We start from the raw sequence: 22,473 nt of genomic DNA, 5'->3' as shown, positions 1-22,473 counted from the left end.
GAGGTTGTTGCATCTGCGCTGATTGCTGTTCAGATTTGGCCTTTGCTGCTGACATTTTCTCGTCAATCTTTACAATTCAAAACCTGTGAATGATAGTCGTTATCATTTAATATCCGACTCATTTTCAGCGCTCCTGTCAATGGGGGCCTGCCACATGGAGTCGAGATGAAAGGAAAACACAGTCTGCTTTGGTCGGCGATGGCACTTGGTTTGTGCTCGGTTGCCCCAGGCGTTGCCGCACAGGAGCCAGCTGCAGCACAATCAAAAAGCCAGCAGTCAAAAAGCCAGCAGTCAGCTGATGCAAAGGATGAAAGCAGCGACATAGAGCGCCTGACCATTTACTCGCAGGGCTATCGCACCACGGGTACCAAGTCACGTTTAAGTCCGATAGATGCACCGATGAGCTACGAGGTTTACGACGCCGAGCTTTTAAAACTGCGTCAGGCCGACAGCGTTAACGAGGCGCTGCGTTATGTCGCCGGTGTGACCCCTGAAAGTCGCCCGACTACCACCATTTTTGATCAATACACCATCCGTGGTTTCCAGAGCTATCGCAACTATTACGACGGATTACCGCTGCAATACAATGGCCTGTGGAATCTGGTGCCCCAGGTGGATGCCTTCGCCACCGACAGCATCGAAGTGCTGAAGGGGCCAACCTCGGTGTTGTACGGCTCAGCCCCTCCGGGCGGTATGGTCAATCAGGTGGCCAAACAGCCGCTGGACACAGAGCAAACCCTGCTGCATCTGCGCGCCGGCACGTCGGCGCTGGCTGAAGTGGGGATTGACCACAACGGCGTTGCGTCTGACGACCTCAAGTATCGTTTGGTGGCCCTTGGCCGTCAGCGCGATGGGCAGATGCAGACGACAGAAGAGCAGCGCTGGTTTGTGGCGCCATCGCTCACCTGGCAGCTGGCTGATCGCACCAGTGTGAGTCTGAACCTGTATTATCAGGAAGACCCAAAGATGATCCCCTCAACGCCTCTGCCGGCCAAGGGTTCGCTTAGCGCAGCCAGCTATGGTCTGCTTGGCGCCGATGCCTACGCCGGTGATGAAAACTGGGGCAACATGAACCGGGACATGCTGCTGCTTGGTTACAAACTCAACCATGAATTCACCGACAACCTGAGTTTTCTGCAAAATCTGCGTTATACCCGTGGCGACGGGCTGCAGAAAAACACCTACAACAATGGCCTGACCGACGGAGATAGGCTGCTGTCGCGCAATGCTTACTTTACCGACGAAGCCATCGAAGGCGTTGCGCTCGATAACCAGCTTGCCTGGACAGTTGCAACCGCTGCTATTGAGCATAAACTGCTGTTTGGTATTGACTATCAGTATCTTGATTCCGATATCGACTATGGCGACACCCTGGGCGCCGACACACCGGCAATCGATCTTGGTAAACCCAATTATGCCCTTATCGTGCCGTCAAAGTTGCCCCTTGGTACCTACACCGAGCGCCACGATATCACCCAGCATCAGCTCGGGTTTTACCTGCAGGACGAAATCCGCTGGGACAGACTCACAGTGCTTGCCAACCTGCGTCAGGACAGTTACGACAGCACAGATGCGGCCACCAAATTGTATCTGGGTGAGGGCGGCTATGATGAGACCGACATCGACCAGAACGAGCTGACCGGCCGTCTGGCGGCCATTTACCAATTCGATTTTGGTCTGGCGCCCTACGTTAGCTATGCCGAATCCTACGAGCCCACAGCCGGTGTGGACAGTCTGAGCGGCGAAGCCTTTAAACCAACCACCGCCAGCCAGTGGGAAACCGGGGTTAAGTTCAGCTCCTCAGGCGGAAATACTCAAATCACCGCGGCCCTGTTTGATATTACCGAGCAAAATCGGGTAGTGAATACCGCCGATTGGCTGCAAAAGACCCAAACCGGCGAGCTTAACTCCCGTGGCTTTGAGTTTGCGTTCAACACCCGGCTGTGGGAGCTGCTTTCACTTAGTGGCAGCTACAGCCAGCAGGATGTGGAAGTCACTGAAAATGCGCTGAATCCTGCGCTCGTTGGTAAAACTCCCGAGTGGGTTGCGAAGCGCCAGGCATCCCTGTGGGCCACCTGGTTTGTCAGCGATGCGATTGACTTAAGCGCCGGGGTTCGCCATGTGGGCGACAGCATGCTGGATGATGAAAACACAGCCGTGGTGCCGGGTTACACCCTCCTTGATATGGCGGCATCCTGGAACATCAGCGACAGCTACCGCCTCGGCGTGACTGTGAGTAACCTTGCCGACAAGCGCTACGTCGGCGCGTGCAGCGGTGAAAACAATTGCTGGATGGGCGCCGAGCGCAGCGTTGAGCTTGGCTTTGAAATGGATTTATAACCGAGCCAGTTAAGCTGCCCGAAACATCGCCTTTCAAAGGCCGCCGTTTGGCGGCCTTTGCTTTTGCGCCAATTGCTGAACTCAGTCGCTGATGTACAGCGCTTATGAGCACAGCGTCTGCGCCGTGCCTGAACTCCTGCTCATCGGCGCAATCAGTGCTTTAGCGTTGGCGTAATCAGTGCTGGAGTCCAGTGCGTCATTGTCGTATCTTGGCGAGCTTGGATAACTGATGGAATAGGTTCTCTAACACAATGGAATTGCCGGCTTTTTTACAGAATACCGTTCAGCGCATCAAGGCTCATGCCCAGCTTAAGCAGCGCGGCAGACTGGTGCGTCTGTTGGTGAGATTGCGCCAGTTTTGGCACAGCCTCAATGTTGCCCAGCGCTGTTACCTCACCGCCACGCTGCTGGCGGTGTTACTGCTGTTTACTGACTCGCCCCGCACCATACTGACGATGGCATCCATTCTGGTGGTGCTTGGGCTGGTATTCGATGTTTGGCCACGCTTTCTGGCGTTGTGGCACAGCTTGCCCGGCAAGGCGCTGATTTTGCTGTTTTATGCGGTCGTGGCCAACTTCGCCCTCGGGAATGCGGCTGGCATGGTCAACGAAATAACCGGCGCTGCGGCATCCAAGCTGCCTTACAGTCATAACTTTGCCATTTTGCTGAGCTTGCCCGGCTGGTTTTTTGTTACCTCACTGCTTGCACTGCTGATTGCCAACACCGCGATGCCGCTGTATCTGGTGCTGCTGCTTTTTCTTAAACTCTTTGGCATTCATGGGCTTTGGCATCCGCCCCATTATCGCTTTGTGTTTACTACCGCGCTGGTACGGTTTATCTGGAGCGCTGTGATGGTTGCGATTTTGGTGTACGCAGGTGCGCTAACAGGCGTTGGCTCTGATTCCAGCGCCTTTACGGCTGGCGTGTACCAGGGCTTACAGCATGAGCTTGACGAAGAAGACGCCCCGGATGCCCCGCAAACGTTGGATGAATCGAAGCAGAGTGTTGATAGGGGCGTAAAAGTGGCGGTGAAAAGCACTGACGAGCCAAATATTGGCATTAATGTGACTCGCGGTGGAGAGACCAGCACTTTTATGTCGATGTCCGGCAGTGAGATGAAACAGCGCGCCGAGCGTTATCACGCGCTGCAACAATCCATGCTGGCCGACTTTATCTTCACCTATGAAGCTGATGGCCGCTCGCGCTGTGAGCACGCCGAAGGCAGCAAGGTGGTGGAACTGAACGACTATGAAATCCTTGAGATAACGCCGGATAAATCCCAGCCCCTTGGCTACAGCTACCGGGTACAGGTGTGCCGGTCGGCGGCCTTTGGCAAGCGTGCACCGGGCTGAGATTAAGCAGCGCTTTGGATTTAGAGCATTGGACTCAGAACTTTATACTCTGAACTTCTTACTAAGCGCTTTGGATTCAGTGCAGCCGGATGGCGGTGATGACCACCGCCGTTTTCGGCTCGTGAAAGGCGATTTTCTTCGCATCATCGTAATACTTTTCAATCACGTCCACATTGGCGATGGCATCGAGCACCGCCTCGCCTTCAATCAGCTGGCCAAATACTGTGTAGCGGCCATCAAGATGCGGTCTGGCTGCATCGCAGATGTAAAACTCGGTCGAGCCGGAGTTGGGGTCTTCATCCCGGGCAAGGCCCAGGGTGCCCTTGATATGTGGACGGCTGTTGAATTCGGCCACCAAGGTTGGCTCATCGTTGTTATCGAGGCTCCCTGCCTGAATAACATGGCCTTTTACCACCCGGTAAAAGCGTTTGCCATCATACCAACCTTTGCCGGCAAGGCGCTGAAAGTTGGCGACTGTTTTAGGGGCATCCTCGGCATAAAGCTCAAAGGTCATGGCGCCCAAGTTTGTTTCTATGGTTACAAGGTCCTGTGCCCGCGCATTGCTCGCAAACCAGCACAGGTTCAGTAAAAGCAGCATCCACAACATACGACTTGGCTGCGCAAATAGGCTTTTCGGCTGATAGGAATTCCGCTGGGAATGATGGTTGAAACGCGCAGGCTCGGGGCGGCGTGCGGTGCAAGCCGACTTGGGTTGCTGCAGGGCATAGTCCATTGATTCACTTAGCATTGCATGATGCAGACAAACCGCTGCAACCTTGCCGTTAACCCCGCGATTTACGTAAGCATCTACCTGATACATTTCCGCTTTCATCCAGATCCATCCTTCAGTGTGTGTTAGCTGTTTGTTGCAAATTCAGCCAATAAGGTCAAGCACTCCGACACCATTTCAGCTTTAGTGTGCAGGATTGATGGCAATGGCTGCACTTGCTTGGTGCATCTTTCTGGTGCAGCGGCACCATTTGAGGGCGCAGATCATTTCGGCCGCAGCGTTGGAGGTTCTGATATGGTGCAGGCGAATTTTAATTAATAAGCTGATTTTAATAGTTTTAGCGGGTGTTCTTCGATAGGGGGATTGACGAGAAAGGCCGCAGCCAGAGTTTTTGATTCGACTTTTACTCGCTGGCCTGAATTTTGCGACGCACTGATTTTTAACATTTATGCATCAATTTGGTGCCTTGTTCGGGGGAGCAATAGGTGGAGTCATTGAAGTCGGGCACAGATGTGCTGTTTATTTTGCTGGGGGCCATCATGATCCTCGCCATGCATGCAGGTTTTGCGTTTCTTGAGCTTGGCACTGTGCGGCGCAAAAATCAGGTTAATGCGCTGGTCAAAATCCTGACCGACTTTTGCGTATCGGCCATTGCCTACTTCTTTATTGGTTACGGCATCGCCTACGGCGTGAACTTTTACGCGCCGGTGAGTGAGCTTTCGGCCAGCAACGGCTACGACATGGTGAAGTTTTTCTTTTTGCTGACCTTTGCCGCCGCCATTCCGGCGATTGTGTCCGGCGGCATTGCCGAGCGCGCCCGCTTCAAGCCGCAGCTCGCAGCCACCTTTTTGCTGGTGGGGCTGGTGTATCCGCTGTTTGAAGGCATGATTTGGAATAACAACTTTGGGGTGCAGGATAAAATCGCCGCCTGGTTTGGCGCGCCGTTTCATGACTTTGCCGGCTCAGTGGTGGTGCATGCGGTGGGCGGCTGGATTGGGCTTGCGGCTGTGCTGATGCTCGGTGCCCGCAAGGGTCGCTATCACAAAGACGGCATGATGACCGCCTTCCCGCCGTCGAGCATTCCGTTTCTCGCGTTGGGCGCGTGGATTTTGATTGTCGGCTGGTTTGGTTTTAACGTGATGAGCGCACAAAAGGTGGAGGGCATTTCCGGCTTGGTGGCGCTTAACTCGTTGATGGCCATGGTTGGCGGCACCCTCACTGCCATGCTGTTTGGTCGCAATGACCCGGGCTTTATCCATAACGGCCCGCTCGCCGGGCTGGTGGCGGTGTGCGCCGGCTCCGATATCATGCACCCGCTTGGCAGTTTGTTCGTTGGCGCTGTGGCCGGCGTGCTGTTTGTGTGGCTGTTTACCGCGACCCAAAACCGCTGGAAAATCGATGATGTGCTCGGGGTGTGGCCTTTGCATGGCCTGTGCGGCGCCTGGGGGGGCATTGCCGCCGGGATTTTTGGGCTTGAAGCCTTTGGCGGCGCGGGCGGTGTGTCACTCGCTTCGCAGCTGTTTGGCACAGTGCTTGGTGTGGTGATTGCCTTCGTCGGGGGGCTTGGGGTGTACGGCGTTATTAAAAAAATCAGTGGCCTGCGCCTTGATGAGGAGCAGGAGTACCTTGGCGCCGATCTCGCTATTCACAAAATCAGCGCCTCGCCCGAGCGGGAGTCGTTCCGCTGAGCTTCAATGGTTTTTACCCGCTTAAACAAGGCAAGGGTTTACCTTGCCTTTTTCATTGCTGCTCAGTTGCCGTGATTAACAGCGATGCCGCTTAGGCGAGGCGGTATTCAATCACGTACAGTGATTCGATGCCGGGGTAAATCGTGCGGATAAGCGGCTTTAGCTCATCCAACGTCATAAACTCCTGCTGGGCATGCTCATCGGTCAGCTCATCGAAGCGCACCGGCGTCACCGAGATGATGTCGATATCGCAAAACCAGCGGTCGGTTTCTAAGGTGTGCACTGCTACCCGGGTGCCCGGGACATAATGGCGCTCGGCTTCATCGCGGATGGTAATCGTCTTGTCGCCGCTCAGTATTATCGGCTCGAAGCGCTCAAAAAAAGTGATTTTGGTTGGGTGCATGCTGTGCTTCGGCTCCGAATAGGGATAAGTGAGGCAGTTCATTGTACCCCTGGCTGCCGTAATTGGCGCGCGCAGTGGCTAATTTTCAGCGCTGGCGCAACAATCTTGTTGAGAACATACATGGTTTAGACATAGCGCCAGTGATGATAAGCACTTGATGGTAAGCACTTGATGGTAAGCACTTGATGATAAGTGCCTGATGATAAAAAACCGGCCAATCGGCCGGTTTTTTTATCGGGAGAGATCTGGGCTATGTCAGTCCTTAGCGCGGCCCGGATTTCTGGAACCCTGATGCTGAGAACGCGGCTTGTCAGAAGCTGGTCTGTCAGAGCGAGGCTTATCTGAACGTGGCTTGTCTGAACGCGGCTTGTCAGAAGCTGGTCTGTCAGAGCGAGGCTTATCTGAACGTGGCTTGTCAGAACGTGGCTTGTCCGAGCGCGGTTTGTCAGAAGCAGGTCTGTCAGAGCGCGGTTTGTCAGAAGCCGGTCTGTCAGAACGTGGCTTGTCCGAGCGCGGTTTGTCAGAAGCCGGTCTGTCGGAGCGTGGCTTATCTGAACGTGGCTTGTCTGAACGCGGCTTGTCAGAAGCCGGTCTGTCGGAGCGTGGCTTATCTGAACGTGGCTTGTCTGAACGCTGCTTGTCAGAAGCCGGTTTGTCAGAACGCGGCTTATCCGAACGCGTTTTGTCAGACGCGGGCTTGTCGCTGCGGGCTTTTTCGGTGCCCTGGCGGCTTGGGCGGCGCTCACCATTGGCGCTGGTGTTGCCTTTGCCGGATTTCGTCTGGGCAGGTTTGCCTGGATTGGCTTTGCCCTGTTTGGCGCTGCCAACGGTCAGCGGCAAGGCATTGACCGCTTCAAAGCCTTCAATCTCAACCCGGCTCAGGGTTTGTCTTATCAGGCGCTCGATATCACGCAGCTGTTTTACTTCTTCACTGCACACCAAAGACACGGCTTCGCCGCTGGCGCCGGCGCGGCCGGTGCGGCCGATGCGGTGCACATAGTCCTCGGGGACATGGGGCAGCTCAAAGTTAACCACGTTGGGCAGCTCATTGATGTCGATACCACGGGCGGCAATGTCGGTGGCAATCAACATGCGGATGGCACCGGCTTTAAAGTCGGCCAGCGCCTGGGTGCGGGCATTCTGGCTCTTGTTGCCGTGGATGGCAGCGGCCTTGAGGCCTTCATCTTCCATCTGCCGGACCAGACGGTTGGCGCCGTGTTTGGTGCGGCAAAATACCAGCACCTGCTGCCAGTCGTGGCGACGGGTCAGCTCGGCAAGCAGCGCTGGCTTTTTGTTTTTGTCGGTGGGCACAATCCACTGTTCAACCCGCTCGGCGGTGCTGTTTTTTGGCGTCACTGACACTTCTGCCGGGTTGTGCAAAATGCCATGGGCGAGGGTGCGGATTTCTTCTGAGAAAGTGGCCGAGAACAGCAGGTTCTGGCGCTTGGCCGGTAACAGCTTGAGAATACGGCGGATATCGTGGATAAAGCCCATGTCGAGCATGCGGTCGGCTTCGTCCAGCACCAGGATTTCGAGCCCCTGAAAACTCACTTCCTTCTGGCCGTGCAAATCCAGCAGGCGGCCCGGGGTTGCCACCAGAATGTCGACGCCGCGCTTAAGCTGGCTGATTTGCGGTGAAATGCCAACGCCACCGAATACCACAGTGCTTTTCAGAGGCAGGTGCTTGCCGTACTGGGCAATGTTTTCACCAATTTGCGCCGCAAGCTCGCGAGTGGGGGTGAGAATGAGTGCACGAACCTGCTTCGGGCCAGCCTTTTGGCGACTGGACAACAGCTCAAGGATTGGCAAAGTAAAGCCTGCGGTCTTGCCGGTGCCGGTTTGCGCTGCGGCCAGCAGATCGCGACCTTGCAACACTACCGGAATGGCTTCGGCCTGAATGGGCGATGGCGTTTGATAGCCCTTTTGTTCGAGGGCTTTAAGAATGGGCGCCGACAGGCCCAGTGAGGCAAAACTCATGCAATCTCTCTTGCTGGCAGGAAGGCTTGACGACAAACGGGTAGCCAAGCGGGGGCGCAAGCTTACCAAAGGTGGCCTCCTGTGGCCATCGCAAGCACCTATTTATCCCGATTTTAGCCGCAGTTTTGCGATTCATCCTTGTTTAATGGGAGTTTGAAACACTGTGGCAAATCGCTATCACCTTAATAAGGAAATCAGATGAAGTATTCGTTAGTGGCTGTTGCAGTGGGAACCCTGGCCCTGTCTGGCTGTGGTTGGTTTGGCGACAACGAAAAGGCGGCACTGGAGCAGGCCTGGCTTGCCAAAGACACTGAAATTCAGTCTGCCATTGAGCAAATTCGCTCCCAGGGGCTGGATGCGGTAAGCAAGAGCGCGGCCGCAGGCTCGGTTGCCGCCTGTATCGCCGATAAACTTGCCAAAGATCCCCTCGGTGATTTGGCGACTGTTGAAGGCGCGCTGACGGAATCGGCCAAAGTGGCCGAGCTGCTCGCCAGTATTGAGTCGGCACTGGCGCAGGATTTAAGCCTTGAAAACGCCGCCGCACTGCTGCAAAAAGGCGCCGATGTGGCGGCCTATGCCAAGACATTGATTGCCGAGCAAGGGCTTGAAGGGGCAAGCAAAACCCTCGCTGCTATGGCGAGCCAGACCGAAGCCCTGGCTTCTCAGGATCTGGGTCAGCACTTCCAGTCGCTTATCAGCAGCTGTAAAGCACCGGCTGCTCCTGCGGCTAATTAAACCCCGGCATTAAGCTGACAGGCGTTTGGCCTGTCAGCGATTTAACCTTCATTCCCGCAACCCTCGGCCCCGTCTATTTGCCCGTCGACTGCTTGGGTTTGTGCCGGGTGAGATCTATTCGCCCCTGTGATATTGGCTAAGTGCCGGGATCCTTCGAGGGGGAGCCTCGGCTTGGCACAATAGTCGTGGAGCCCTGTGCGTTCCTCTGTTATCTTGGCAGGGTTTTCATCCATCAATTTTTGGCCCGAGAGAATCTTCATGTCAGCAGCGCCCGGCAGCCGCATTCCTGCCATTGACAGCCTGAGTCGTTATGCCCGCTCGCACCGTGAGCCAGCCCTTGGCATCATCCGCAACATACTGCAAATGTCGGATATTCCTGCCAATCGTTTTAACAGCGCCATGCAGGCGGTGGCCCGTCATGGCAGGATAGCTTTGCATTTTCATCCCGACCGTTTTGATTCGCGCGGCATCACCGTGGCCGAAGGTTTGTTGCAGGATGGCCGCTATCGCAACCAGTTTGAAACCCACATTTCCAGCGGTCTTTTGTCGCCGGATATCGGCGGTCAGCGCGATATGTGGGAGCGGGAATTTTTTGGCGATTTGGAGCTTGAGGCGACGATGCGCCCCAAATACGGCGCGCTGGATTTACTGCATGCCCCCAATGGCCCTGCGCCGCGCTTTGGCAGCTGCTATTTTCTGACCAAACCGGAAGTGATGGCCCGCGCCAGTTTTTGTTTCCATGATTCGTACCGCAATCCCAAAGACAAGGGCACGGCCGATGCGTTTGAGATGGTGATTGCCGCGCTTTTGAGTGAGAGCTTTGAGCGCCGTTATGCCCTTGGTGAGTATGGACTTGCGCCGGCGAAGCTGGTGGAGCGTATGCTGGCCTGCCTTGGCGAGCCTGCCGAAGTGCGTTTTGGCAGGCCACTGTCTGGCAACCTTGATCATTACATCGAAGCGCAAATCCACGGCCAGCTTAGCCTAGAAGAAGACATTCAGGATTTGGTTGCCGACCCAAGCTATCGCGGCACCGAAGTTGGCAGCCTGCTGGAAAAACTCTGCGACCGTTACGATATCGCGCTGCACTGGCATGGCGGCTTATCTCTGCCCCTTGATGAGGTGGTCAGCGACTTCCGTGGCCCGGGCATGCCGTCCCTTGCCGAGCGGGTTGCCATTGATGGTCAAATCAGCGCCTATGCCATCGGCGCCGCCGCCCGCGAAGTGAGCCGCTTCCCGACCCGCTGGCGCAGCCGCGGTCATCAAAGCGAAGTGCAAAGCGAGCTTAAGTGGCTCTGGCATTTGCTGGTTCGCTACGGCGCCACCACAGACGTTGGCCAGCGCTGCGATGCAGACAACCACAACTGCGACCATCTGTCCCATGTGCCCGCAACCGACACCGAGCTTGAGACTGCAGATTAATAATGCCTGTACGGCTGCACCGCTTGAGCTCAGCTTCAGATGAGAGCAGCAGGTGTCTCATGGGCGTAAGCGTGTTGAAACAATCTCGCTAATACAGTCACTTGAAAGAGTTACTAACCTTTGGTGCTGAAAAAGCCGTGCTGATGGGCACGGCTTTTTTATGCGGGACAATTAATGGGTTTTCCTGAGCTGGCAGTGGGTTTTCCTGAGCTGGCAGTGGGTTTGCTGAGCGGTTAATTGGCTCCCTGCGTGGTCAGTGTAAATGTGCTCAGGTATTTCTACACCGCCAGTTTTTTACACTGCCGGTTTTTCTTACTGTGCCTGCGGTTTTGGAGCAAGCGGTCTGAGCTCCAGTTCACTGTTTGCCATCATCCAGGCAAACTGGGCGTAAACGGCGACGTTTTGTGCCAGAGCGGCGGGGTCAATTTTATCCAGAGTGTCGTTGGGCGTGTGGTGATAATCAAAGTAATCACTGCCATCTTGGCGAAGGGATGCGACCGGTACGCCAAGGGCTGGCAGCATGGAGACATCCGGTCCGCCTGACGCCTGATTGTTACCGCTGCTTACACCAAGTTGCTCTGCCGCGTGCATCAGCTTTACCGCATCGGCGTGCGCTCTGGGCGCTACATTCCAGTCAATCTGATAGATACGGCCGGCACCAAAGTCGGACTCGGCCGCAATATAGTGTTTTGCAAGTTCAGCTTCGTGGGCCTTGGCGTAGGTTTTGCCGCCAATAAGCCCGACTTCTTCGGCGGCATAGAGCACTACCCGCACCGTGCGCTGCGGCTTGGCCGGCAAATCCAGAATGTGTTTGGCGGCGGCGGTGACAATGGCAACGCCGGCACCGTCATCTATGGCGCCCGTGCCTTCATCCCAGGAATCCAGATGGGCACCAATCAGTACAATTTCGTCAGCCTTGCTGCTGCCGCTGACTTCGGCAATCACATTGTAGGAGGTCGCTTCTCCGCGCCGCTCAGAACCAAGCTCCAGATGCAGGCTGACCTTGTCGGTACGCTTTAACATGGCGTTTATCATGTCTGCATCGGGATTCGAGACAGCGGCGGCAGGAATGGGCTCAACGCCGTCCTGATAGCGCATCATGCCGGTGTGGGCCATGCGGTCGGTGTCGGTGCCGATGGAGCGGATGATGATGGCAACCGCTCCTTTTTCAGCGGCGGCAACCGCGCCTTTGCTGCGGCCTGAGGAGGTTTTGCCGTAACCCGCGCCGTCGCGGTGACGCTCGGTTTTGGCATCGATAAAGGCAATTTTGCCTTTAAGCGAGCCTTCGGGGGCGGCTTTCAGGGCGTCGAGGCTGTCAAAACGGGCGACTTCGGCGGTGATGCCGCCTTTGGGTGTGGCTATGCTGCCGCCAAGGGCGGTGATAACCATGGGCTGCGGGTAGGGGCTGACGATATTCGCTTTGGCGATACCCCGGTGCCACACAGGCACTGTGACCGGCTCTTTGTACACCCGCTCAAAGCCAAGGCTTTTCAGCTTCGCCATGGCCCAGTCTACCGCCACTTTATCCTGGTCGCTGCCGGCAAGACGCGGTCCAACTTCCACCGTTAGAGACTCCACCAGTTCGTAGGCAAGGCTGGACTGCGCTGCAGTATTGGCAAGGCTAATGGCAACTTTATGATTTTTATCGGTTGTTGTTTGGTTTGCCTGGCTGTTGGCAGCCACAAGCAGCCCCAGCGACAGCAGGGCCAAGGGTAGGGTTTTCATGCATATCCTCGATTTTTATAACGTACATCCCATTTTTGAAAACAATCTAACAAAAAGTGTGGGCTGTGTCAGGGCGCAGTTTGTAAGCCAACGCTATATTAGGCGCGGGGTTTGTATTAGGAGAATATGCTCGTAATGAATATAGAATTGATGCAGGAGCGAGCTGATCACGCGGTGGTGCTGTTAAAAGCGCTGGCGAATGAACGCCGATTGTTTATCTTGTGCCATCTGCTGAACGAAGGCGAGATGTGTGTCGGTGAGATGAACAAAAAGCTGGGGCTGAGCCAGTCGGCACTGTCTCAACATTTGGCGTGGCTTCGTAAAGACAATCTGGTGGCGACCCGCAAGGAAGCTCAAACGGTGTTTTATTCACTGAAAAGTGACGAGGTGAAAGAAATCATCAAGTTGCTGAACAACATTTATTGCCACTGAGCAGAAATAAAAAAACCGGCGTTAGCCGGTTTTTTTACGTCTTGCTGGCAGCGATTAAGCAGCCAGAGCCTTGATACGGGCGTTCAGACGAGCCTTTTGACGGGCGGCCTTGTTCTTGTGGATCAGGCCTTTGGTCGCCATGCGGTCAACGATAGGCTGGGCTACGTTGAAGGCTTCAGTAGCAGCTTTGTGATCGCCGGTTTTGATGGCAGCGATAACTTTCTTCACGTAGGTACGCAGCATTGAGCGACGGCTGGCGTTGTGCTGACGACGCTTTTCAGATTGAATAGCGCGTTTCTTTGCAGTCTTGCTGTTAGCCAAGGTGCAACTCCTAAAAACTTGGGATTGATACTTTCAAAGGTCGAGGAATATGCCCGTAATTTGCCATCTTGTCAATGGCAATGGTTGAATATCCGCCATTAAAGCAAAATAATCCAACCCGACTTGGCTATCTTCAACCCAACTCGTGTAAAATGTGGCGCAATTCTACCAGCAATTACTGCCGTGTGACAGTGCCGAAAGCGATTTTTCCTGGAGTTTACCCGCAATTTTTCAGTCGTTCCCGGGGGGACATTTGAGTAAAAAATTACTGAAGTCAGGGATGATAGTCAGTGCCATGACTCTGATTTCCCGTGTGTTGGGGTTGGTGCGCGATATGGTAGTGGCCAATCTCATGGGCGCCGGTGCCAGTGCCGATGTGTTTTTCTTCGCCAACAAAATTCCCAATTTTTTAAGACGACTGTTTGCCGAAGGGGCGTTTGCCCAGGCTTTTGTGCCTGTGTTGACCGAATATCAGGAAAAGCGCACGCCGGAAGAAACCCGCGAGTTGCTCTCAAAGGTGGCTGGTACCCTGGGTGGACTTGTCACCATAGTGACCCTGTTTGGGGTGATTGGCTCACCGATTCTTGCCGCGCTGTTTGGTGGCGGCTGGTTTCTGGACTGGCTTAATGGCGGCGAAAACGCTGACAAGTTTGAACAGTCCAGCCTGATGCTGAAGATTACCTTTCCTTATTTATGGTTTATCACCTTTACTGCGCTTGCCGGTTCCATCCTTAATACCCGTGGTCGCTTTGCGGTGTCGGCCTTTACGCCGGTGTTTTTAAACGTCGCCATGATTGGGTTTGCACTGTGGGTGTCACCGCAGATGGAACGGCCTGAACTTGGTCTTGCCTGGGGCGTGTTTGCCGGCGGTCTTATTCAGTTTTTGTTCCAAATTCCGTTCCTTATCAGGGAGAAGGCGTTGGTGCGCCCTTCATGGGGCTGGAATCACCCCGGCGTAACCAAAATTCGTACTCTGATGATCCCAGCGCTTTTTGGGGTGTCGGTGTCACAAATCAATTTGCTGTTTGACACCCTGGTTGCCAGTTTTCTGGTTTCCGGCTCCATCAGTTGGCTCTATTACTCCGACCGCTTGCTGGAGTTTCCCCTCGGCCTCTTTGGTATTGCCATCGCGACTGTGGTGTTGCCGGCGCTGTCGAAAAAGCATGTGAATGCCGAAGGTGATGGCTTTGCCTCGACCATGGATTGGGGCGTGCGCGCAATAGTGCTGCTTGGCATGCCAGCCATGCTTGGGCTGATAGTGCTCGCCAAACCTATGTTAATGGTGCTGTTTATGCGCGGCGCATTTGATATCACTGATGTGCAGATGGCCTCGTATAGTTTGATGGCTTATGGCGCCGGATTACTTAACTTTATGCTTATCAAGGTATTGGCGCCTGGATACTACGCACGTCAGGATACCCGCACGCCGGTGCGCTACGGCATAGTCGCTATGGTGAGCAACATGGTGTTTAACCTGATATTTGCCATTCCGTTTGGCTATGTGGGCCTGGCGGCGGCGACCTCGCTGTCGGCGCTCCTTAATGCGGCGCTGCTGTATCGTGGTTTGCACCGGGCCGGTGTCTATCGCGTGAGCGCGGCAACCCTGGTGTTTTTCGCCAAGGTGGCATTGTCTACCCTCGCTATGACCGCGCTTCTGTGGTATCTGTTGCCGTCTGAGGCGCAGTGGCTTGAGTGGGGCATTACCAACAGAGCGACAAGTCTTACGCTGCTTATCGGGGCGGCTGCATTGGCCTATGGGATGACTTTGGTGCTACTTGGGATTAAACCCTGGAAGATGAAACCTGCCCGCAAGGGCTGATTATCAGCACCGCCTGAGATATAATCCGCCAATTTACGTACGGCAGTTGTCATTACAGATGGAATTAATCCGCGGAATTCACAATATATTGCCCGCGCATCGGGGATGCGTGCTGACGATTGGCAACTTTGATGGTGTCCATCGTGGGCACGCTAAAGTCATTGCCAGTCTGGTTGAGCGGGCGACGCATTTTGGATTGCCGGCGACTCTGATGACCTTTGAGCCCCAGCCGCAGGAATTGTTTCGCGGTGACGATGCGCCAGCCAGGCTCAGTTTACTGCGCGATAAAATTGCCCTGCTGGGTGAGCTTGGCATCGACCGCTTGCTGTGCGTCAACTTCAACCGCCATTTTGCCTCCATGGATCCTGAGTTTTTTATCGAAGATCTGCTGGTGCGCAGGCTTGGCGTAAAATACCTGGTGGTCGGCGATGACTTTTGTTTTGGCAAAAGCCGCGCCGGTAACTTTGATATGCTGAAAAAAGCCGGCGAGCGCTTTGGCTTTGCCGTGGTGAACACCCATTCGTTCACTGTGGGCGATTTGCGGGTGAGTTCTACCGCTGTACGCGAGCAGCTTGCCAAGGGCAATCTTGAGCAGGCAAGACGTTTGCTTGGTCACCCCTTTACCCTGAGCGGGCGGGTCGCACACGGCCAGAAAATCGGCCGCACAATAGGTTTTCCCACCGCCAATATTGCGCTTAAGCGTAAAGTGGTGCCGGTTCGCGGTGTGTTTGCGGTAAAACTCTGGTGGGATGGCAGCGATATATATGAAGGGGTTGCTAATGTGGGCTTCAGGCCTACGGTCAATGGTCAGGTGTGCCAGCTTGAGGTGCACCTGTTTGATTTTGAAGGCGATCTTTATGGGCAGCGCGTGGAAGTGGAGCTGGTGGCGAAAATTCGCGACGAGCAGCCGTTTGAATCCCTCGATGCCCTGAAACGACAGATTTGGAACGACGCCGACAGGGCCCGCGCCCTGCTTGGTGACGACGCAGGTTAACGACAGCGCCGCTGGGCGCAGTCTCCATGTTTTGCATAAGCCTTAGGCAATAAACGGTATAGGATCGATGAGCGACTATAAATCTACTTTGAATTTGCCGGAAACCGAGTTTCCGATGCGTGGGAATCTGGCCAATCGCGAGCCCGAAATGCTGGAGCGCTGGAACAAGGACAAGCTGTATCAGCTGATCCGTGACAGCCGCATCGGTCGCAAGCCATTTATCCTGCACGATGGCCCTCCATACGCCAACGGCAGCATTCACATTGGTCACTCAGTTAACAAGATCCTGAAAGACATCATTATCAAGTCCAAAACCATGGCGGGCTTCGATGCCCCTTATGTGCCGGGTTGGGACTGTCACGGTCTGCCGATTGAGCTGAAAGTAGAGCAAAAGGTGGGTAAGCCTGGCCAGAAAATCTCTGCCGCCGAGTTCCGTGAAGAGTGCCGCAAGTACGCCGCAGCTCAGGTTGATGGCCAGCGCGAAGACTTTATCCGCTTGGGCGTGCTGGGTGACTGGCACAATCCTTACCTGACCATGGATTACGGCACCGAGGCCAACATTGTACGTTCGCTCGCCAAGGTGATTGGTAACGGCCACCTGCAAAAAGGCGTGAAGCCGGTGCACTGGTGTACCGACTGTGGCTCGGCGCTCGCTGAAGCGGAAGTAGAGTACGAAGACAAGACTTCGCCTGCCATTGATGTGGGTTTCACTGTGGTTGATAAGGCCTCGCTGCTCGCCAAGTTTGGCGTTGCAGGCTACAGCCATGACATCGCCATGGTGATCTGGACCACCACCCCATGGACCTTGCCTGCCAACCGTGCGCTCGCCATTGCTGCCGACCTTGATTACGTGCTGGTGTCTTTCACCAAAGAAGATGCGACCCGCGCCATCGTGGTTGCTGAAGTGCTGCATGAAGACTGCGTGAAGCGTTATGGCGCCGAGTCGTTTGAAGTGCTTGGCCGCGTAAAAGGCAGCGAGCTTGAGCTGACACGTTTTGCTCACCCGTTCCTTGAGTTCGACGTGCCGGTGATTTTGGGCGACCACGTGACCACTGACGCCGGTACCGGTGTGGTGCACACAGCGCCAGGTCACGGTCAGGACGACTTTGTGGTAGGTCAGAAATATGGCCTCGAAGTTGCCAACCCCGTAGGTGACAACGGTGTTTATAAGGCAGATACGCCTTTCTTTGCCGGTCAGCATGTATTTAAAGCCAACGACAACGTAGTGGCGCTTTTGAAAGAGAAAGGCGCGCTGCTTAATCACGTTGCTTATCGTCACAGCTATCCACACTGCTGGCGCCACAAAACCCCGATTATCTTCCGTGCCACCCCGCAGTGGTTTATCTCCATGGATAATCAGGGCCTGCGCAGCACTGCGTTGACTGAAATCGCCAACACCCAATGGATCCCAGACTGGGGCCAGAGCCGCATCGAGACCATGGTGGCTAACCGTCCAGACTGGTGTATCTCCCGTCAGCGTACCTGGGGCGTGCCTATTGCGCTGTTTGTCCACAAGGATACCGACGAGCTGCACCCAGACTCAGTGTCTTTGATGGAGCGTGTTGCCAACCGTATCGAGCAGCAAGGCATTCAGGCATGGTGGGATTTGGATGCCGCTGAACTGCTGGGCGATGAAGCGGACCAGTACCGTAAAGTGACCGACACGCTGGACGTGTGGTACGACTCGGGCTCAACCTTCGAAACCGTTGTGGCTGCCCGTCCTGAATTTAACGGCCACGGCGTTGATTTGTATCTGGAAGGCTCGGATCAGCACCGCGGCTGGTTTATGTCGTCGCTTATGCTGTCTACCGCCATGCATGCCAAGGCGCCGTACAAGCAGGTGCTGACCCACGGCTTTACCGTGGATGGCAAGGGCCGCAAGATGTCCAAGTCCATCGGTAACGTCATTGCGCCGCAGGAAGTGACCAATAAGCTTGGCGCCGACATCCTGCGCCTGTGGGTAGCTGCCACTGATTACAGCGGTGAGATGAGCGTTTCTGACGAAATCCTTAACCGCAGCGCCGATGCCTATCGCCGCATCCGTAACACAGGGCGTTTCCTGCTGGCCAACATCAATGGTTTCAACCCTGAAACCGACATGGTGGCCGTGTCTGACATGGTGGCGCTGGACCGGTGGATGGTGCGCCGCGCCGCCAAGGTGCAGAGCGAAATCATCGCCGCATACGAGCAGTACAACTTCCACATCGTGACCCAGAAACTGATGCAGTTCTGCTCAGTGGAGCTTGGCAGCTTCTATCTCGATATCATCAAAGACCGCCAGTACACCGCCAAGCGTGAAAGCCACGCCCGTCGCAGCTGTCAGTCGGCGCTGTTCCACATCGTTGAAGCCATGGTGCGCTGGATTGCGCCTGTGTTGAGCTTTACCGCCGATGAAATCTGGCAATTGCTGCCGGGTAAGCGCGAAGCCTATGTGTTTACTCAGGAATGGTATCAGGGCCTGGAGTCAGTCACCCTCGAGAGCGATCTGGCCGATGAACACTGGGAACTGCTGCTCAGTGTGCGTAACGAAGTGAACAAAGAAATCGAGCAGGCGCGCCGCGACAAGGTGCTCGGTGGTTCACTCGAAGCCGCTGTGACCCTGTACGCCGATGCCGAACTTGCCGCCAAACTGCTGGTGCTCGGTGACGAGCTGCGCTTTGTGCTGCTGACTTCCGATGCCAAGGTGCTGGCCGCCGATGCCGCGCCGGCCAATGCGGTTGCGACCGAAGTGAAGGGCCTTAAGCTGCTGGTTGCCAAAACAGATGCCGCCAAGTGCGAGCGCTGCTGGCATCACCGTGAAGAAGTGGGCAGCATCGAAGCCCACCCAACGCTTTGTGGCCGCTGTGTTACCAACATTGAAGGCGACGGCGAAGCCCGCGCGTTTGCCTAAGGACAATCATGCAACTTACCTGGAAAGAAAGTGGTCTTCGCTGGTATTGGGTTGTGGTAGTGGTGTTTTTGGCCGACCAACTGTCCAAGCAATGGGTGCTGGCTAACTTTGATTTGTATGAATCGGTAAATATTTTACCCTTCTTCAATTTTACCTATGTGCGTAACTACGGCGCCGCGTTCAGCTTCCTGCATGATGCAGGAGGCTGGCAGCGCTGGCTGTTTACCGTGGTGGCGGTGGGCTTCAGCGTCATTCTGACCATTTGGCTGCGTAAGCAGCACTGGTCGCTGACCCGCCTGAACCTGGCCTACACCCTGGTGATTGGCGGCGCACTCGGTAACCTTATCGATCGCTTGATGCACGGCTATGTGGTGGATTTTCTGGACTTCTTCTGGAACACCTCGCATTACCCGGCGTTCAACATTGCCGATGCGGCGATTTTTGTCGGTGCTGTGCTTATCATCATCGACAGCTTTCGCGAGCAAAAGCCTAACGACAAGGCCGTGAAGGAGTAACCTGTGAGCCAGAAATCACTGCTTTGCCATATGAATATTTTGCTGTCAGATGGCTCGACCGCCGACAGCACCAAGGCCTCCGGTAAACCGGCGCGCCTCAATATCGGTGATGGCAGCTTAAGCCCGGCCTTTGAGGCTGAGCTTGCCAATCTGAGTGCTGGTGATAACCACAAGTTTACCCTGGCACCTGAAGATGCCTTTGGGCCGGTTAATCCCGATGCCATTCATTATCTGGATAAAAGCCGTTTTCCGGCCGACATGACCCTGGAAGCCGGCGTGATTGTCAGCTTCGCCGGCCCTGGCGGCGTGGAAATCCCCGGTATAGTGCGTGAAGTTGCCGGCGATTCGGTAACGGTCGATTTAAACCATCCGCTTGCCGGGCAGGCGGTAACCTTCGAGCTGGACGTGCTGGAGGAGCTGTAATGTCAGGACAGATGAACATTCTTTTGGCCAATCCCCGCGGCTTTTGTGCCGGGGTCGACCGGGCCATCAGCATTGTTGAGCGGGCGCTTGAGCTGTTTTCGCCACCTATATATGTACGTCACGAAGTGGTGCATAACCGTTATGTGGTGCAGAACCTTAAAGATCGCGGCGCGATTTTTGTGGAAGAGCTGCATCAGGTGCCGGATAACAGCATAGTTATCTTCTCTGCCCACGGCGTAAGCCAGGCAGTAAGAGCCGAAGCCAAACGTCGCGGCCTTAAAGTGTTCGATGCCACCTGTCCTCTGGTCACCAAGGTGCACCTGCAGGTTACCCGCGCCAGTCGCAAAGGGATTGAGTGTATTCTCATTGGTCACGCCGGACACCCAGAGGTCGAAGGCACCATGGGCCAGTACGATAATCCCGAAGGCGGCGTTTATCTGATTGAGTCGGTTGAGGATGTGCATGCCCTGAAGGTGCGCGATCCGGATAACCTGTGTTTTGTCACCCAAACCACGCTGTCTGTTGACGATACCCTCGATATCATCGCCGCGCTGCAGGTGAAGTTCCCCTCGATTGAAGGGCCGCGCAAAGACGATATTTGCTATGCCACCCAAAATCGTCAGGATGCAGTGCGAAACCTTGCAGCCCAGGCTGACCTCTTTATCGTGGTTGGCTCCAAAAACAGCTCCAATTCAAACCGATTGCGGGAGCTGGCTGAGAAGTCGGGCACTCAGGCGTATCTGGTCGACAGCGCCGCCGATGTAAACCCCGACTGGTTCAGCGGCATCGCCAAAGTGGCCGTTACCGCCGGCGCATCTGCGCCCGAAGTGCTGGTTAAACAAGTTATCGATGCCATCACCGAATTGGCACCCAGCGTGGTCACTGAAGTGGAAGGTCGAAAGGAAGACGTTGTCTTTGCCGTTCCGGTCGAACTTAGGTGATTGTTTGCTAAGATAATGTTAAAAAGAGGCTTCGGCCTCTTTTTTTATTGGCGAAAAGTTCTAGGCATAATGGATCCGTTTCTTAGAGCCTATTGTTACTGGCAGCAAACAATCGACTAAACTATGATTAACCTGTAGAATCAAAAATAGACTTAAGGTTAAGATTTTAAAGAGTAATTTCTTGGTTTGTTCCGTCAAGAAAATGTCGAATTGCGGAGATTTGACACCGATGAAAAAGTACGGGAAAGGATTTTCCTTAATAGAAGTCATGGTCGCACTGGTCATACTGGTGGTCGGCCTTATTGGCATTTTTAATCTTCACACCGTCGCCAAGCAGAGCAGCTTTGAATCGTTTCAGCAAACGCAGGCGGCGTATTACATTAACGATATCGTAAGCCGCATGCGGCTTAATAAAGGTGTTCTTATAAGTTATCGCGGCATTTTTAACGGCGGCACCGCAGCCCCAACGAAAGCCTGTGTCGGGGCTGCTGCGCAGTGTACCCATACAGAAACCGTTGCATGGGATTTATACCAGTGGCGATTGATGTTCAGTGGCGGCGCAGAGAAAAGTGGCACCACAAATGTGGGTGGGCTTGATACGCCTGAAGCTTGTATTTATGTCAACGGCAGTGACGTACAGGTAGTGATGACCTGGCGTGGGATTAGGGAAACTTCCGATGCGACTAAGAGCGGTGCAATTAACGCTTTCTGTGAGTTCAGTAAAACCGGCAATAACCGCCGAGTGTTTTTGATTAACACTATCATTATTTAAGGTGTGCTGATGTTCTCTAAGTTAAGGAAGCAACAAGGCTTATCGTTGGTTGAACTGATGGTCGCCTTAGTTATTGGCCTGTTTCTCAGCGCCGGTATTTTTGCCATGTTCTCCATGTCCGCGACCAACGTTACAACAACCAGTCAATATGGACAGCTTCAGGAGAATGGTCGCATAGCACTGGCAATTCTTGAGCGGGACTTAAGCCAACTCGGGTTTATGGGGGATATTACCGGCACGGACTTTATCGTTGGCAGTAATACCACAACTACAACGATCCCCGCCTCTGGCGTCGATTGTGATGGTGCCGGTGCTAATAATGCAACCTTCCCTAAAGCTACTACGCCGCCAGCTCATTTTCGTAAGCTTTGGGGCTATGAGCAGGTTGAAGGCTCTAACCCCACGAACCCTTTGTCTTGTCTGGCGAACGTGAAGGTTAACACCGATGTTATTCAACTGAAACGTGTTATTGGTCCTAACGTGACAGCTGCGCCAGTAGGGCGTTTTTATCTTGCAACGACATCGAATCAGGCGATTTTTTTTGTTGGCGGTGGTGCATTGCCAGCGCTTGAGAATGCTCGCTTCTGGGAGTATCAACATCACGTCTATTTTATTGTTAATAACGATAGTGGCGTTCCAGAACTCAGACGTAAAACGTTGGCTGCGACAGGAATGAGCAACGATGAACAGTTGGTTGAAGGCATAGAGAATATGCGCATTCTCTATGGATTTGACAGTAACGGTGATGATACTGCCGACACCTATGTTCCAGTGAACAACGTTACAAACTTGATGTGGGATAATGAATTGTTCCAGCGTTTGGTATCTTTGCAGGTGTACTTATTAGTCCGTTCGATTGAACAAGATAAAGGTTACACGAACGATGTTGTTTACACCTTAGGCGATAAGGTGCTACCGAAATTCAATGATCATTACCGTCGCAAGGTGGTTTCGACAACGATAGTGCTCGAAAACCCAGTGCTGATAAGGAATTGAT

General features: G+C 54.4%; 19 protein-coding genes. 14 read left to right on the top strand and 5 right to left on the bottom strand.

Going from position 1 to position 22,473, the window contains the following annotated elements; translation table 11 throughout:
- Positions 1-165: 165 nt before the first annotated feature.
- Both KJI95_RS03225 and KJI95_RS03220 read left to right on the top strand, forming a co-directional pair.
- Positions 166-2,340 (top strand): TonB-dependent siderophore receptor, encoded by a 2,175-nt coding sequence (locus KJI95_RS03225; RefSeq protein WP_250885550.1) that lies wholly within the window; start codon positions 166-168, stop codon positions 2,338-2,340.
- Between the two features lie 251 nt (positions 2,341-2,591).
- Positions 2,592-3,692, top strand: a complete 1,101-nt coding sequence (locus KJI95_RS03220) for a hypothetical protein (protein ID WP_214505713.1) — start codon at positions 2,592-2,594, stop codon at positions 3,690-3,692.
- A 76-nt stretch (positions 3,693-3,768) separates the two neighbouring features.
- On the opposite strand, the gene KJI95_RS03215 is transcribed toward KJI95_RS03220, so the two are convergent.
- On the bottom strand, positions 3,769-4,524 hold the full coding sequence (locus KJI95_RS03215) for a peptidylprolyl isomerase (protein ID WP_214505712.1): 756 nt from the start codon (positions 4,522-4,524) through the stop codon (positions 3,769-3,771).
- A gap of 383 nt (positions 4,525-4,907) precedes the next feature.
- Between KJI95_RS03215 and KJI95_RS03210 the strand changes: the two genes are divergently transcribed.
- Entirely contained in the window at positions 4,908-6,110 is a 1,203-nt protein-coding gene (locus KJI95_RS03210; RefSeq protein ID WP_214505711.1) for an ammonium transporter, read from the top strand.
- A gap of 91 nt (positions 6,111-6,201) precedes the next feature.
- Here KJI95_RS03210 and yqfB read toward each other — a convergent pair whose 3' ends face one another.
- Entirely contained in the window at positions 6,202-6,513 is a 312-nt protein-coding gene (yqfB, locus tag KJI95_RS03205; protein WP_214506174.1) for a N(4)-acetylcytidine aminohydrolase, read from the bottom strand.
- A 255-nt stretch (positions 6,514-6,768) separates the two neighbouring features.
- Complete coding sequence (locus KJI95_RS03200; protein ID WP_214505710.1) at positions 6,769-8,490, bottom strand: DEAD/DEAH box helicase; 1,722 nt, start codon at positions 8,488-8,490, stop codon at positions 6,769-6,771.
- Between the two features lie 198 nt (positions 8,491-8,688).
- Between KJI95_RS03200 and KJI95_RS03195 the strand changes: the two genes are divergently transcribed.
- Both KJI95_RS03195 and KJI95_RS03190 read left to right on the top strand, forming a co-directional pair.
- Positions 8,689-9,225, top strand: coding sequence for a hypothetical protein (locus KJI95_RS03195; RefSeq protein ID WP_214505709.1), 537 nt, complete (start codon positions 8,689-8,691; stop codon positions 9,223-9,225).
- A gap of 282 nt (positions 9,226-9,507) precedes the next feature.
- Positions 9,508-10,644: a DUF3626 domain-containing protein gene (locus KJI95_RS03190; RefSeq protein ID WP_432653782.1), complete on the top strand. Its 1,137-nt coding sequence runs from the start codon at positions 9,508-9,510 to the stop codon at positions 10,642-10,644.
- Positions 10,645-10,956: 312 nt separating this feature from the next.
- On the opposite strand, the gene KJI95_RS03185 is transcribed toward KJI95_RS03190, so the two are convergent.
- Complete coding sequence (locus KJI95_RS03185; protein WP_214505707.1) at positions 10,957-12,369, bottom strand: M20/M25/M40 family metallo-hydrolase; 1,413 nt, start codon at positions 12,367-12,369, stop codon at positions 10,957-10,959.
- 135 nt (positions 12,370-12,504) lie between these two features.
- On the opposite strand from KJI95_RS03185, the gene KJI95_RS03180 reads away from it, so the two are divergent.
- On the top strand, positions 12,505-12,801 hold the full coding sequence (locus KJI95_RS03180; RefSeq protein ID WP_214505706.1) for an ArsR/SmtB family transcription factor: 297 nt from the start codon (positions 12,505-12,507) through the stop codon (positions 12,799-12,801).
- 54 nt (positions 12,802-12,855) lie between these two features.
- Here KJI95_RS03180 and rpsT read toward each other — a convergent pair whose 3' ends face one another.
- The gene (gene rpsT / locus KJI95_RS03175) at positions 12,856-13,122 is read right to left on the bottom strand and encodes a 30S ribosomal protein S20 (RefSeq protein WP_214505705.1); all 267 of its coding nucleotides are present in this window, start codon (positions 13,120-13,122) and stop codon (positions 12,856-12,858) included.
- 253 nt (positions 13,123-13,375) lie between these two features.
- Here rpsT and murJ point away from each other — a divergent pair, with 253 nt between their 5' ends.
- From murJ to KJI95_RS03135, 8 genes are all read left to right on the top strand, one after another.
- Entirely contained in the window at positions 13,376-14,941 is a 1,566-nt protein-coding gene (gene murJ / locus KJI95_RS03170) for a murein biosynthesis integral membrane protein MurJ (RefSeq protein ID WP_214505704.1), read from the top strand.
- 58 nt (positions 14,942-14,999) lie between these two features.
- Complete coding sequence (gene ribF, locus KJI95_RS03165) at positions 15,000-15,935, top strand: bifunctional riboflavin kinase/FAD synthetase (protein WP_214505703.1); 936 nt, start codon at positions 15,000-15,002, stop codon at positions 15,933-15,935.
- Between the two features lie 67 nt (positions 15,936-16,002).
- The gene (gene ileS, locus KJI95_RS03160; RefSeq protein ID WP_214505702.1) at positions 16,003-18,825 is read left to right on the top strand and encodes an isoleucine--tRNA ligase; all 2,823 of its coding nucleotides are present in this window, start codon (positions 16,003-16,005) and stop codon (positions 18,823-18,825) included.
- 8 nt (positions 18,826-18,833) lie between these two features.
- On the top strand, positions 18,834-19,340 hold the full coding sequence (gene lspA, locus KJI95_RS03155; protein WP_214505701.1) for a signal peptidase II: 507 nt from the start codon (positions 18,834-18,836) through the stop codon (positions 19,338-19,340).
- Positions 19,341-19,343: 3 nt separating this feature from the next.
- Positions 19,344-19,763 (top strand): FKBP-type peptidyl-prolyl cis-trans isomerase, encoded by a 420-nt coding sequence (fkpB, locus tag KJI95_RS03150; protein WP_214505700.1) that lies wholly within the window; start codon positions 19,344-19,346, stop codon positions 19,761-19,763.
- Positions 19,764-19,774: 11 nt separating this feature from the next.
- Positions 19,775-20,704, top strand: a complete 930-nt coding sequence (gene ispH, locus KJI95_RS03145) for a 4-hydroxy-3-methylbut-2-enyl diphosphate reductase (protein WP_214506173.1) — start codon at positions 19,775-19,777, stop codon at positions 20,702-20,704.
- A 229-nt stretch (positions 20,705-20,933) separates the two neighbouring features.
- Positions 20,934-21,476 carry a type IV pilus modification protein PilV gene (gene pilV / locus KJI95_RS03140; protein WP_214505699.1) on the top strand — a complete coding sequence of 181 codons (543 nt, stop codon included), beginning with the start codon at positions 20,934-20,936 and terminating at the stop codon, positions 21,474-21,476.
- A 9-nt stretch (positions 21,477-21,485) separates the two neighbouring features.
- A complete protein-coding gene (locus KJI95_RS03135) occupies positions 21,486-22,472 on the top strand; it encodes a PilW family protein (protein ID WP_214505698.1) in 987 nt (328 codons plus the stop codon).
- The last annotated feature ends 1 nt before the right edge of the window (position 22,473 follow it).

The sequence above is a fragment of the Shewanella jiangmenensis genome (assembly GCF_018596335.1).
Taxonomy (GTDB): domain Bacteria; phylum Pseudomonadota; class Gammaproteobacteria; order Enterobacterales; family Shewanellaceae; genus Shewanella; species Shewanella jiangmenensis.
Note: the sequence above shows the minus strand (reverse complement) of the source record. Positions and strands in the feature narration are given on the sequence as shown.

Excerpts from the sequence above, each read along its gene's own strand:
- KJI95_RS03220 (WP_214505713.1), top strand. The coding sequence starts at position 2,592 with ATGGAATTGCCGGCTTTTTTACAGAATACCGTTCAGCGCATCAAGGCT.
- yqfB (WP_214506174.1), bottom strand. The coding sequence starts at position 6,513 with ATGCACCCAACCAAAATCACTTTTTTTGAGCGCTTCGAGCCGATAATA.
- ribF (WP_214505703.1), top strand. The coding sequence starts at position 15,000 with ATGGAATTAATCCGCGGAATTCACAATATATTGCCCGCGCATCGGGGA.
- KJI95_RS03225 (WP_250885550.1), top strand. The coding sequence starts at position 166 with ATGAAAGGAAAACACAGTCTGCTTTGGTCGGCGATGGCACTTGGTTTG.
- KJI95_RS03185 (WP_214505707.1), bottom strand. The coding sequence starts at position 12,369 with ATGAAAACCCTACCCTTGGCCCTGCTGTCGCTGGGGCTGCTTGTGGCT.
- ileS (WP_214505702.1), top strand. The coding sequence starts at position 16,003 with ATGAGCGACTATAAATCTACTTTGAATTTGCCGGAAACCGAGTTTCCG.
- KJI95_RS03200 (WP_214505710.1), bottom strand. The coding sequence starts at position 8,490 with ATGAGTTTTGCCTCACTGGGCCTGTCGGCGCCCATTCTTAAAGCCCTC.
- pilV (WP_214505699.1), top strand. The coding sequence starts at position 20,934 with ATGAAAAAGTACGGGAAAGGATTTTCCTTAATAGAAGTCATGGTCGCA.
- ispH (WP_214506173.1), top strand. The coding sequence starts at position 19,775 with ATGAACATTCTTTTGGCCAATCCCCGCGGCTTTTGTGCCGGGGTCGAC.
- KJI95_RS03135 (WP_214505698.1), top strand. The coding sequence starts at position 21,486 with ATGTTCTCTAAGTTAAGGAAGCAACAAGGCTTATCGTTGGTTGAACTG.
- lspA (WP_214505701.1), top strand. The coding sequence starts at position 18,834 with ATGCAACTTACCTGGAAAGAAAGTGGTCTTCGCTGGTATTGGGTTGTG.
- KJI95_RS03195 (WP_214505709.1), top strand. The coding sequence starts at position 8,689 with ATGAAGTATTCGTTAGTGGCTGTTGCAGTGGGAACCCTGGCCCTGTCT.
- KJI95_RS03180 (WP_214505706.1), top strand. The coding sequence starts at position 12,505 with ATGAATATAGAATTGATGCAGGAGCGAGCTGATCACGCGGTGGTGCTG.
- KJI95_RS03215 (WP_214505712.1), bottom strand. The coding sequence starts at position 4,524 with ATGAAAGCGGAAATGTATCAGGTAGATGCTTACGTAAATCGCGGGGTT.